The sequence below is a fragment of the Komagataeibacter kakiaceti JCM 25156 genome (genome assembly GCF_000613305.1).
Genome location: NZ_BAIO01000034.1, coordinates 1 through 11,966, shown reverse-complemented (window position 1 = coordinate 11,966; position 11,966 = coordinate 1). Strand labels below are relative to the sequence as shown.

Below are 11,966 nucleotides of genomic sequence, written 5' to 3'. Positions count from 1 at the left end.
TCGCGGGTGCAGCCAATACGGCTTATTCCATGGGAGCCATGAACGCTGCCGGTGACAGTGCCGGTGCCCGTATGGCGGCTGGTCTGGGCGGTGTCGCCCGGGCGCCGGGCAGTGCTGCCGCAAATGCCGTGAAGAGTAAAATGTCTTCCGCAGCGACCGCCATGAAGCAGAGCTACGGCGAAGGCGCGCGAGGCGCTTTCACCGCGACGGGCGGACGTTTCACGGGTGGGTCATCGTCCGATGCGAACGGCGGGCAGTCCGGTGATCCGTCGGGTAACGGCAGCGGCCCAACGGGTGGTGGTGAAGGCGGCAGTCCCGACGGTCATTCGCCCCGCTGGGCGCAGAAGATGAAGCGCCGTAACGCCGCCGCCCATGCTGCCGAGGCCGCGCATGTCATTCGCTCCGCCGACGGCGGGGGCGGATCTTCCTCCATCGATCTGTCGGAAAAGGAATGAGGACGATGTTCCGTCGCTCGACCACACGCTACGGGACCACGCCCGAACCGGTGACACCGTATCAAAAGGCAGCGCAGGCGTGGGATGAACGGATCGGCTCCGCCCGCATCCAAGCCCGTAACTGGCGGCTCATGGCGTTCGGCTCCCTGTTTCTGTCCGCAGGCCTTGGCGTAGGGCTGGTCTGGCAATCCGCGCGCGGCACCATCACGCCGTGGGTCGTGCAGGTCGACCGGCTGGGGCAGGCGCAGGTCGTGGCCCCCGCGACAGCGGCCTATATGCCCGCCGATCCGCAGATCGCCTGGTATCTGGCGCAGTTCGTCCACGACGTCCGCTCCCTGTCCTCCGATGCGGTGGTGGTCCGGCAGAACTGGCTCCGCGCCTATGATTTCACAACCACGTCGGGTGCGCAGGCGCTTAACGATTATGCCCGCCTCAATGATCCGTTCTCGCGCATCGGGCACGAGCAGGTCGAGGTGGATATCGCCTCGGTGATCCGGGCTTCGCCCGGCAGCTTTCGCGTCGCTTGGACCGAGCGGCATTACCGCGACGGGGCGTTTACCGGCACCGAGCGCTGGACCGCCATCGTGTCGGTCGTGCTGCGCACGCCGCGCGACGCCGATCATCTGCGGAAAAACCCTCTGGCATCTACGTCTCCGCCATCAACTGGTCGAAGGAGCTGGGCCAATGATCTGTCGCGCTCTTCGTGTCCTGCCGTTGCTTGTCCTGCCCCTGGCCGGATGTGCGCAGCATTACCATCCGCCTGTCATCCGTTACGATGACGCTGTTCAGGCGACACGTCTGCCGGACCCGCCGAAACCGGTGCAGGTAGTGGAAGTCCCGAGACCGCTTCCCCTGCCGGGGCAGCTCAAGCCGTTGCCCTCACGACGTGCGGTCCATCCGCCCCCCGAAGTCGCCGATCCGACCGCGCGCGTGACGCAGGCCAATCTGGCGGCGCGCATCCAGCCCACGCGCGCAGGCTTCATCAACGCCGTGCAGGTCTATCCTTATAGTCCGGGGGCGCTCTATCAGGTCTATACCTCGCCCGGTGAGATCACCGACATCATGCTGCAGCAGGGTGAAAAGCTGGTGGGCACGGGGCCTGTGGCGGCAGGTGACACGGTGCGCTGGATCATCGGTGATACCGAGAGCGGGGCAGGGGCGACAAAACGCATCCATATCCTGGTCAAGCCGACGCGGCCGGACCTCACCACCAATCTGATCGTCAACACGGATCGGCATACCTATCTGGCGGAACTACGCTCCACGCCCGAGACCTACATGGCATCGGTGTCGTGGGAGTATCCCGAGGATGACCTGATTGCCCTGCATCGGCAGGACAATGCGGCCGATGATGCTGCTCCAGTGGATGCGGGGCTGGACCTGAACGCGCTGAATTTCCGTTATGCCATCCAGTCGGTGAAAGGCGGCACGCCGCCCTGGCTGCCCGGCCGGGCGTTCGATGATGGTCACAAGGTCTACATCGCCTTTCCGGCCGGCATAGGGCAGGGGGAACTGCCGCCTCTGTTCGTGCTGGGAGCCGATGGCGGCCCGGAACTGGCCAACTACCGGGTGCGGCAGAACTGGATGATCGTGGACCGGCTGTTCGCTGCCGCCGAACTGCGGCTGGGTGACAAGCATTCCGAGCAACGGGTGCGCATTGTTCGAACCGATGGACGGCGGACATGAGCGGGCAAGCACCGATAGTGGACGAAAATTCTGCGGCCCCCTCCACAGGGGGAAATTCCGTATCACCACCGCCCGATCTGCGCCTACGGGCGGAACGGCCACGTGTGGTGCGTCTTAACCGCACCGTGGTCTGGGCGCTCGGTGGGGCAGGGATGCTCGCCATTGGTCTGGCTCTTGGCTACGCGCTGGAGAACAGCAGCCACAAAGCCCCGCCCGCTGCCAGTCAGGACACGGATGTGCGTCCTTCGGCCGATGGGCTGGCGGGCCTGCCTTCAGATTATGTCGGCAATACCGTGCCGAAACTCGGTCCCGCACTGCCCGGTGACCTCGGGCGCGCCATCCTGCATGCGCAAGGGCAGGGGAAGGCGGCCTCCGGCACCGAAGACCATCGCGCCGCGCAGGAGATCGAGCCGCGATCGCCAGCCGGCTGTTCGTGCAGACGGGGGAGCATGACCGTGCCAGCGAACAGGCGATCCCGCCCGCGTCGGGCGCTCCTGCCTCTCAGGGGCGGGCGTCCGCCACGACCGGGCCACAGGCCGGAAACATTGCCTTCCTGGAGGGGCAGCCGGATCGCGCGACAACCAGCCCCGACCGCATCATGCCGCTGGTCTCGCCCTATATCCTCCAGGCGGGCACGGTGATCGCGGGTGCGCTGAACACGAAAATCAGCTCCGACCTGCCGGGCCAGATCGTGGGCCATGTGACCCAGAACGTCTATGACAGCGCGACAGGCCGTTATCTCCTGATCCCGCAGGGCAGCACGCTGTTCGGGGCCTATAACAGCAGCGTCTCCTTCGGACAGCAGCGGACACAGATTATCTGGACCCGGCTGATTTTCCCGAACGGCGAAAGCCTGGTGCTGGAGAAGCTGCCCGGCGGTGACGCCATCGGTCAGTCCGGCCTGTCCGACGAGGTGAACAACCACTGGGGCCAGCTTTTCAATGCTGCCCTGGTCACGACCCTGCTCAGCGTGGGCTCCGAAGCCGGGACGTCCTGGAACGAGAACAATCTGATGCAGGCAATCCGCTCAGGCGCCAGCAATGGGTTTTCCATGGTCGGCAACCGTTTGATCGATCGCAGCCTGAACGTCCAGCCGACGCTGATCGACCGGCCCGGACTGCCGTTCACCGTTCTGGTCGGGCACGATCTGCTACTCAAACCCTATCAGAATGGAGGAAATCCACGATGACGGAACTAAAGATCAGAGAAATCCCCGACGAGAAACCGGTCAGAATGACCGTGGCGTTACCTCCCGATATCCATCGCGATCTGCTTGCCTATGCAGCACTTCTTTCCGGCAACGATGGGGCAATGGACCCGGCCCGGCTGGTCGCGCCCATGCTCCGGCAGTTCATGATGTCGGACAAGGGGTTCGCGAGGGCACGGAGAAATGAAAAAGGAGCGTCGTCGGAAAAGTAGCTTCCGGGGTAGCTTTAGGTGCTGTCTGCATTCAGGGATTCCTTTGGAGTTGAAGTTCTGATTCAAGGCTGTCGATGGAGGGCAAACCTTGAGCAGACGGACACTGACGGACGAGCAATGGAGCCGGATCGAAGGCCATCTTCCCGGCCGGCTCGGAACGCCCGGGCGGAGCGGCGTCGACAATCGACTGTTCGTGGATGCGATCTTGTGGATGGCCGGCAATGCGGCGCGCTGGCGCGACCTGCCGGACGTGTTCGGCAAATGGACCGCGGTTCACGCTCGTTTTCGACGTTGGTCGCACGCGGGCATCTGGGAAAGACTTTTCCATGCCTTGGCCGACACTCCAGACTTCGAATATGTCCTGATCGACAGCACCATCTCGAAGGTTCATGCCGATGCGACGGGCGCAAAAGGGGGGCTGAAGTTGCCGCCATCGGTCGTTCGCGCGGCGGGCTGACAACCAAGCTGCATGCTGTCGTCGATGCGATTGGCCTCCCGCTGCGGATCCATCCGACGCCGGGACAATACGGCGACCGACCCCAGGCCGAGGCTCTCCTGTCCGGTTTGCAGGGCGTGGGCCATGTCATCGCCGACGCCGCTTACGACGCGGACCCGCTACGCGCCTTCATAGCTGATGATCTCGCGCAACCGCTCAGATCAAGGCCAATCCCAGCCGCGCCACCGTGCCTCCGATCAATTGGAGCCTCTACAAGGAACGCCACCAAGTCGAATGCTTCTTCAATAAACTCAAGCGCTTCCGCAGAATCGCCTTGCGATGCGAGAAAACGCTCCCCGCCTTCATGGGATTCGTCCATCTCGCATGCGCCATGATCTGGCTACGGTGAATGCAGACAGCGCCTAGGGTACGTGGGCTTCGATATATCGGGCGAAGGTTTGGGCGCAGGGATTCTCATTGTCGGGCCGCCAGACAATGCCGAATTCCAGATGGGAGGAACCGCCTGCGTCACGGATTTCCTTGATCGCTATGTCGTGGCCATGCTGATCGCGGATCAGCGGCAGCCACGAGGCCGGAAGCAGCGCGATGCCTTCCTTGTTCTGGACGAGTGCGACAACCCGATTGCTGCCGATATCATGACGGCGGATTCTGGGATGGATATCGGTCTCACCGAGTTTTCGCCGGATAAGTTCTTTGAAATCCTGACCGGCATTATCACGTCCGATTAGGAATATTTCATGACGTAGGTCCGCCCAGGACACTTCCGGTCGTGTCGCGAGAGGATGACCGGCGGGGAGTGCAGCTACGATGCGGTCGCTCCACAGAGGCGTGACCCGCAAGGCGGGCACCAGGGTGCGGCGTGTGACAACAGCGAAATCGATCTGCCCGCTCTGGAGGCGCCGCAGCAATCTCTTGCCTGTACCTTCGGAATAGCAAAAGACGATATCGGGGTGTGCAGTGCGGAATTCCGCCGTGAAGGTCGAGAGTCTTCCGGGCAGCACGCAGGTCTGGACTCCGATGGAGATCTGGCCATTCTCGCCCTTGCCCGTCCGCCGCGCGCGAGCGTTCATGCCAGCTACGTTATCCAGGATCATCTGGGTCCACAGGACGAATTCCCGACCGAACACGGTCGGGACGGCGCCAACCGGAGAGCGGGTGAACAGCCTGATATTCAGTCGTTCCTCAAGCTTGTGCAGGGAACGGCTGACGGCCGACTGCCTTGTGTTCAGGAAACGCGCCGCACTGTGGATACTGCCGTGCTCGGCGATTGCCCGCACACACAGCAGTTGCCAGAGGTCGAAGGGCGGTCGGCGCATGGTCTGTCACGCTGTCTTGCTGTGATGTGACCTCAAGGCGGCTGGAATTGCTTTCATGCCTCAACAATCTCCCTGGAGACCAGGCATGGGGATGAAACCCGACAGATTCCGGACGCGATCGAGCCAGCGTGCGAGGGCCGAGTATGGAGACAAGTCGACACCTCCCTCGGGTGCCAGTGCGAGATAGGGAAAGAGAGCACAGTCAGCGATCGTAGGGTGATCGAGCGCAAACCAGTCCTGTGTCTCGACATGCGCATTAAGCAGCGGCAGGAGTTTGTCGGTGCAGCGCATGGCAGTGCCCATATCGAGGGGATACCCGAATTTCCGGATCAGACGGGCGGCGTTTGGGCCGTTGCGGACCTCGTTCGACGCCACTGAAAGCCATTGTGTGATGGTGGCCTGCGACATGGCATCTTCAGGCCACCAACTGCGGTCCGTCAGTCGGCCGGCGAGGTAAACCAGGATGGCCTGGGAGTCCCGGAGTGTGAGGTCACCATCCACCAGAACCGGGACTTCCCCGAACGGGTTCAGTTTCCGAAAATCTGGATCACGGTTCTGACCTGCCGCAAGATCGACAGGAACAAGGTCCAGCTTCGTGTTGGTCAGGGCCGCGAAAAGCCGGATCTTGTAGCAGTTTCCGGAGACGTCCAGATCATAGAGAAGCATCAGGAGGTGTCCTTTGGCTGGAGATAGAAGAACAGGAGACACAAGGATCTTGCCCGGCGGCAGCTTGCGGCCTATTGTCTACGAACGATTGTTCGTGAGTCAAAGGCGAAATGCGAGAAACCGTTCCTATCCGCCGGATCGTTGTCGAAGCCCGTGAACTGTTTCGCGAGTATGGCTACGAAGGAGCGTCCATGCGTGATCTGGCCGATCGCGTGGGCCTGCGTCCGCAAAGCCTCTACACGCGCTTTCCGTCGAAAGAATCGCTGGTGCGCGAGGTTCTGGTCCTGACGCTCGACGACACGCTGGCCGATCTCCCGGATTCTAAGACGGACTGGCGTGCTGCCTGGCGGACGCTGATCAGGCGGATTGCGGAGACGTTCGAGACGCGGGGGCGCTGCGTGGGGCTGCATCTCGCTTATGGCGTGACAGCGCAGACACCGGACGCTCAGGAAGCGGTAAGGGCATTTTTCTTGCGATTACGCGATGCGATGGCCGGGATTCTGGATGCCGGGGAAGTCTCTGAACCGGCGGCTGTTGCAGAGGACATCCTTGCTCAACTCGAAGGAGCAACCCTCTGGATCGCAACATCTGGAGACATGACGCCGCTTCGCCGGGCTGTCGAAAGGGCTCGTGACATCGCTATTTTGTCCTCGGTTCCATCCCGGTCCACGGAAATAAAGGAAAGGAGAAAGCGTTGAGAGTCGCCGTATTCTGCGGATCAGCCACTGGGAATGATCCTATGTACCAGAACGCAGCGGAGCAGCTTGGTCAGACGCTTGCTCGCCAGGGGATCGGTCTCGTTTATGGAGGGGGGCACGTCGGCCTGATGGGCGCAGTCGCGGACGCCGCCCTGGCATATGGCGGAGAGGTCATCGGTGTGATGCCACAGGCGCTTGTCGATCGGGAAATTGCCCATCAGGGACTGACCCGTCTGGATGTGGTTCCAGACATGCATGTCCGTAAAGACCGCATGTCGGAACTGGCAGATGCGTTTGTAGCATTACCGGGTGGTGCCGGAACTCTGGAAGAAATTTTCGAACAATGGACCTGGGCTCAGCTTGGAATCCATGAGAAGCCCTGTGGTTTTCTGAACGTGAACGGCTATTTCAACCCGCTGCTATCTATGGTCGATAAAATGGTCGAGCAGGGCTTCATGAAGCCAGACTATGGTCAGATGCTCGTGGTTTCTGACAATATCGAAACATTGCTTCGAAGTTTTTCAGAGTACCGGCCTCCAGCGCAAAAATGGCGTGAAAAAACCATTGTCGGAACAGTAAAAATCGAGATGTAGGTTCTGGACACGAATGCTCGCATTGCAATCGTAAGTTCTGTGGTGAGAAACAAGACATGAACGAGATGATCCGAACTGCCACCGCCGATGATGCCGAATCTGTCACCGCTCTCACCAGACAGTCCTATTCCAAATGGGTTCCGCTGATTGGTCGGGAACCACTGCCGATGACGACTGATCACGCCGCTCATATTCGTGACCACAGAACAGACCTCTTGTTCGTGGGGAATGAGTTGGTGGCACTGGTCGAAACGATCCAATGCTATGATCACATTCTTATAGAAAATGTGGCTGTTGCAACGAATTTTCAGAAACGTGGTTACGGACGAAAAATGGTTGCGTACGTGGAGCAGTTGGCATTAGAGGCAGGTCTAGGGGTCGTAAAGCTCTATACTAACTCAAAATTCGAAGAAAACCTGCGCCTATACAACTCTCTTGGTTATAAAATAGAACGAAAGGAAGCGTTCAATGGGGGAATTTCTGTGCATATGCTGAAGCAGCTTGTGTGAATTGTATGAGGTTGGTGTGAGTGATATAAAAATAATTGCTGTAATCTCACAGTATCCTCACGAGTATTTTTATTCTGTATCATGATATTGGTGTCGTATTGCATGCGGCCGGAAATAGATCGGCACGGAATTTTCTATTGCGGTTTTGCTAAAAACTCATTTTCCCATATCAAACATTATTGCACATAAACGCTATCCGGGCATGAGAAGCGGAGCGTCTTAGTTTCAATCTCTGGTTATCTGCAGGAGAAGTTGTATGAACATGCCGCGATCACATGCCGATATCATACCAGGCTTCGAGTGGACTACAGTTGACGCCGACGGTATCCGGATCAGAGCGGCTTTTGGAGGTCGCGGACCAGCCCTGCTGTTATTGCACGGCCATCCCCAGACGCACTTGACTTGGCACAAGGTTGCACCTGCACTCGCGGAACGCTTCACTGTGGTTGCCACAGACCTTCGTGGCTACGGGGATAGCGACAAACCTGATGGAGGTGTCGGGCATGTTAATTACTCAAAGCGCGCAATGGCCATGGATCAGGTGAACGTCATGCGCCAGCTGGGCCACGACTGTTTCAATGTAATAGCCCATGATCGTGGGGCGCGGGTTGCACATCGTATGGCACTCGATCATGCGAATATGGTCAAAAAGCTCGTGCTTATTGATATCGCGCCGACGCTCACGATGTACGAACGCACGAACATGGAATTCGCGCGCCGCTATTTCTGGTGGTTTTTCCTAATACAGGCATATCCTCTACCAGAGAAACTGATTGAAGCCGATCCGGATTTTTTCCTGGAGAAACATATTGCCGGACAGATCAAAATTCCGGATTCCGTAGACCACCGCGTTATGCAGGAATATCGCCGGTGTTATCGTAACCCTGCGACACGGCATGCCATATGCGAAGACTATCGTGCGGCGGCCAGCATTGACCTTGTTCACGACCGGGAAGATTTCGATAATAGAATACAGGCTCCTCTTATGGCTCTATGGGGTAAGCGCGGCACTGTTGGGGCACTTTACGACGTACTGGAAACATGGCGCGAGAAGGCAACGAATGTTAGCGGATATCCAATTGATTGTGGCCATAGTCCACAAGAGGAAGCACCTGAAGCGCTTCTAGAAGCTCTTGGAGCTTTTCTGTAATTGACGGAATGAATGTCCGTCTCTGGAAACAAGTTGCAGCGTTTTTCAGCTCTAAGGAGTAAGCGTGAGTGGCCGGCGAACTATTTTTGAGATTTAAGCAGATCAGCGAGCAATACTTGGGTTCTGAGTATAACCCTTTAGTTCGAAGAGGAGAAGGCTTTCTTGACGGCATATGTGAAGTTGTCAGGCGCAAGCAAAAAAAGGAACGAGAATGGCAGAACCATCATTTCGGACAGTATGCGCCGGAGAAAATTCCCTACGCCATCACACGTTATGTCAACGAAACCAACCGTCTGTATGGCGTAATGGACCGGCGTCTGGCGCGGGTGCCATTCCTTGGCGGTGCCGATTACAGCATTGCGGATATGGCCAGCTATCCATGGGTCGTGCCGTGGCTGCGCCAGCAGCAGGCCCTTGAGGAGTTTCCGAACCTGAAGCGCTGGTTTGATGACATTGCTGCGCGCCCGGCAACGATACGGGCCTACGAGAAGGGGAAAGACCTGTCGGCGCGGTCCAGCGTGACGGAAGAGGGGAAGAAAATCCTCTTTGGTCAGACAGCCCGATCCGTCGTCCGGTAAGACAGGACAATCAGCAGTTGGAACCCGTCCTGACCTTGGCGTAGCAGGTCAACCGGTCTGATCGATGTAGCGCCCCAGCATATCCCTGCTGGCCTGAAGGCGGTCGATCTGTGCGTCCATCTTCCGTCGTTCACGTTGCAGAATGGCGCGCAGGTTATCACAGGGCTGGAAGCTTGGGTCATCGGTCAGGATACAGGGCAGCAACTGCCGGATCGCGTCCAGTTTCAGGCCCGCTTCGGTGAGCATCTGGATGCGCCGGACCGCAATCTCATCGCCTTCCGAATAGTCCCGATAGCCGGATTCCTGTCGATCTGGCGCGAGCAGGCCTTCCTGTTCGTAATAGCGCAGCATGCGGATACTCACACCCGTGCGACGGGCCAGCTCGCCGATCTTCATCATTTTCTCCTTGACCCTGACAGCGCTGTCAGACCTTAGCGTGCCTGTCGCATCACCGCACGGAGAATATGCACATGCGACTTTACCGACTGAAACATACCGAAAATGGCGTCCGTCCCGTTCTGGATGAGGCACGGGATCCTTCGCCTGTTGCGGACGAGGTTCTGGTGAAAATACAGGCTGCCAGTCTGAATTATCGGGATCTGCTTCTTCTGGGGGATCCGGCCATGACGGCAGGCGCTGGCCGCGTGCCACTTTCTGATGCTGCAGGTCTTGTTGCAGCAGTAGGGAAGGGCGTAGCCGACTGGAAGGAAGGCGATCCTGTATGCATTCCGTTCTTTCGGGACTGGATCGGCGGTATCTTTCGAAATGACTACATGCGTTCGGCCTTTGGTGGTCCCAACACGGAAGGAGTTTTGCAGGACTATGTCAGCGTCCCGGCCGGGTCGCTCATCGCAAAGCCTGTGCATCTCTCGTTTGAGGAGGCCGCAACTCTACCGTGTGCTGCAGTGACGGCATGGCAGGCGCTCATGGTCAGGGGACATCTGCGCGAAGGCGATACCGTTCTTGTTCAGGGAACGGGTGGCGTGGCGCTGTTTGCGCTTCAGTTTGCCGTAGCCAGGGGAGCGCAGGTCATCATCATCTCCTCTTCCGACGAAAAGCTTTCACGTGCCCGGAAACTGGGTGCATCCGAGCTGATCAATTATGTCAGGACACCTGACTGGGATAAAGCTGTAAACACGCTTACCCATGGAGACGGTGTCAGTCATGTCCTGGAACTGGGCGGACCGGAGACCTACCCCCGATCCATCAACTCGATCGGGCTGGTGGCCACATTGCCCAGATCGGCGTGCTGACCGGCTTCGGGCCGCGCCCGGATATTGATCGCATCCGTAGCACCAATGCCAGTATTGATGGAATTACTGTTGGCTCTGGTGATCATTTTCGGGAAATGAATGCATTTCTGACACAGCAGGAGATCCATCCTGTCATCGACAGGGTCTTTCCTTTCGAACAGGCATATGAGGCCTATGACTATCTTAAGAGCGCGAAGCACTTTGGAAAGATCGTGATCGATCTGGCCTCATAATACTCGTTCTGGTTTTTCGAGGTACACCAGCGTCGGTCCTGCAAGGCCAGGTCCTTTCCCGAGCAGGCGGACGCTGGTTCGACTTCCATGCATATAAGAGGGCAGTTTCGCGTGTGTATTCCTGATCTGTCCGGATACCGACACTTCCGGGTCCGCTGCGATCAAGATAGCCGGGCGTTACATAGCGAGCGGATTGCCGTGTGGGGCATGAAAAGATCGCAAGGCTATAACTGCTAATCTGCGTCGATCGTGCCGGATGTTTAGGACAGTCCTGAAGTCAGTGCTGACTGACATCCACCCATTCCGCTCCGACGAGATACGCAAGCTGGTCGGGTGTCAGACACACAGAGCTGTTCCGGTCTCCCGCTGCCGGCCAGACCACATCGAACGCGCGCAGTGAAGCATCACAGAAAACCCGGACCGGCTGCGGCAGCCCGAAGGGACACACGCCGCCGACCGGATGGCTGGTCAGCTCCAGAACCTCTTCCGCAGGCAGCATGCGGGGCCGGTTTCCGAACGTATCCTTCGTCTTGCGGTTATCCAGCCGGCCCGTTCCTACCATCACGACCAGAATCCGTTCGTCGCCGACTTTCAATGCCAGCGTCTTGGCAATCTGCCCTTCCTGCACCCCGAGCGCCTGGGCGGCTTCCGCGACTGTTGCCGTGCTGTCCGTCAGCACCACGGGTTTGATGTCTGGTGCGTTCTCGTCGAAAAATGCCTGAACGGACTCCCGGCTCATCCCTGTCTCCCCATGATACTGGCAAACCTTTTCTGGTCCCGTTGATGACACACAATGCGGTCCCCTGCGACAATCACGATTCCGCTCACAACGGCGTCACCTGAAAGCTGCTGACGTCAATGATGAAACTGCCATTCGCCTCGATCCCGAAATAGCGCGTGACATCGTCTGGCGCGGCCTGTTGCAGGGAACGGATGGCGACGACCCGTTCGGG

13 protein-coding genes and 4 pseudogenes are annotated in these 11,966 nt (G+C 58.7%); 13 read left to right on the top strand and 4 right to left on the bottom strand.

The annotated features are described in order from the left end of the window. The 6 genes and pseudogenes from JCM25156_RS04395 to JCM25156_RS28625 form a co-directional block, all read left to right on the top strand. Positions 1-455 (top strand): annotated as a pseudogene (locus JCM25156_RS04395) (P-type conjugative transfer protein TrbL); the annotation flags it as partial. Between the two features lie 5 nt (positions 456-460). Then, positions 461-1,143 (top strand): annotated as a pseudogene (gene trbF, locus JCM25156_RS21460) (conjugal transfer protein TrbF). Next, the gene (gene trbG / locus JCM25156_RS04385; protein ID WP_025812266.1) at positions 1,140-2,141 is read left to right on the top strand and encodes a P-type conjugative transfer protein TrbG; all 1,002 of its coding nucleotides are present in this window, start codon (positions 1,140-1,142) and stop codon (positions 2,139-2,141) included. The pseudogene trbF and the gene trbG overlap by 4 nt, the downstream one beginning before the upstream one ends. After that, positions 2,138-3,330 (top strand): annotated as a pseudogene (locus JCM25156_RS21455) (TrbI/VirB10 family protein). Before trbG ends, JCM25156_RS21455 begins: the two are co-directional and overlap by 4 nt. Beyond that, entirely contained in the window at positions 3,327-3,560 is a 234-nt protein-coding gene (locus JCM25156_RS04375; protein ID WP_025812265.1) for a DUF2274 domain-containing protein, read from the top strand. The pseudogene JCM25156_RS21455 and the gene JCM25156_RS04375 overlap by 4 nt, the downstream one beginning before the upstream one ends. An 88-nt stretch (positions 3,561-3,648) precedes the next feature. Next, positions 3,649-4,405: pseudogene (locus JCM25156_RS28625) on the top strand (IS5 family transposase). A gap of 13 nt (positions 4,406-4,418) precedes the next feature. Here the strand turns inward: JCM25156_RS28625 and JCM25156_RS04360 are convergent. After that, a complete protein-coding gene (locus tag JCM25156_RS04360; RefSeq protein WP_025812263.1) occupies positions 4,419-5,333 on the bottom strand; it encodes a LysR family transcriptional regulator in 915 nt (304 codons plus the stop codon). A gap of 60 nt (positions 5,334-5,393) precedes the next feature. After that, on the bottom strand, positions 5,394-5,999 hold the full coding sequence (locus JCM25156_RS04355) for a glutathione S-transferase family protein (RefSeq protein ID WP_025812262.1): 606 nt from the start codon (positions 5,997-5,999) through the stop codon (positions 5,394-5,396). Between the two features lie 110 nt (positions 6,000-6,109). On the opposite strand from JCM25156_RS04355, the gene JCM25156_RS04350 reads away from it, so the two are divergent. From JCM25156_RS04350 to JCM25156_RS21445, 5 genes are all read left to right on the top strand, one after another. Continuing rightward, positions 6,110-6,697, top strand: coding sequence for a TetR/AcrR family transcriptional regulator (locus JCM25156_RS04350; RefSeq protein ID WP_025812261.1), 588 nt, complete (start codon positions 6,110-6,112; stop codon positions 6,695-6,697). Continuing rightward, on the top strand, positions 6,694-7,290 hold the full coding sequence (locus tag JCM25156_RS04345; RefSeq protein ID WP_025812260.1) for an LOG family protein: 597 nt from the start codon (positions 6,694-6,696) through the stop codon (positions 7,288-7,290). The genes JCM25156_RS04350 and JCM25156_RS04345 overlap by 4 nt, the downstream gene beginning before the upstream one ends. A 56-nt stretch (positions 7,291-7,346) precedes the next feature. Then, on the top strand, positions 7,347-7,799 hold the full coding sequence (locus JCM25156_RS04340; RefSeq protein WP_025812259.1) for a GNAT family N-acetyltransferase: 453 nt from the start codon (positions 7,347-7,349) through the stop codon (positions 7,797-7,799). A 256-nt stretch (positions 7,800-8,055) separates the two neighbouring features. Continuing rightward, entirely contained in the window at positions 8,056-8,949 is an 894-nt protein-coding gene (locus JCM25156_RS27715; RefSeq protein WP_084296444.1) for an alpha/beta fold hydrolase, read from the top strand. A gap of 68 nt (positions 8,950-9,017) precedes the next feature. Next, complete coding sequence (locus tag JCM25156_RS21445) at positions 9,018-9,527, top strand: glutathione binding-like protein (RefSeq protein WP_025812257.1); 510 nt, start codon at positions 9,018-9,020, stop codon at positions 9,525-9,527. A 48-nt stretch (positions 9,528-9,575) separates the two neighbouring features. Here the strand turns inward: JCM25156_RS21445 and JCM25156_RS04315 are convergent, their stop codons facing one another. Next, a complete protein-coding gene (locus JCM25156_RS04315; protein WP_034958375.1) occupies positions 9,576-9,926 on the bottom strand; it encodes a MerR family transcriptional regulator in 351 nt (116 codons plus the stop codon). Between the two features lie 164 nt (positions 9,927-10,090). Between JCM25156_RS04315 and JCM25156_RS21440 the strand changes: the two genes are divergently transcribed. Further along, positions 10,091-10,780, top strand: coding sequence for a zinc-dependent alcohol dehydrogenase family protein (locus JCM25156_RS21440; RefSeq protein WP_242402466.1), 690 nt, complete (start codon positions 10,091-10,093; stop codon positions 10,778-10,780). After that, entirely contained in the window at positions 10,774-11,013 is a 240-nt protein-coding gene (locus tag JCM25156_RS30725; protein WP_025812253.1) for a zinc-binding dehydrogenase, read from the top strand. Before JCM25156_RS21440 ends, JCM25156_RS30725 begins: the two co-directional genes overlap by 7 nt. Before the next feature lie 277 nt (positions 11,014-11,290). Here JCM25156_RS30725 and JCM25156_RS04295 read toward each other — a convergent pair whose 3' ends face one another. Further along, positions 11,291-11,752 (bottom strand): YbaK/EbsC family protein, encoded by a 462-nt coding sequence (locus tag JCM25156_RS04295; protein ID WP_025812252.1) that lies wholly within the window; start codon positions 11,750-11,752, stop codon positions 11,291-11,293. Between the last annotated feature and the right edge of the window lie 214 nt (positions 11,753-11,966).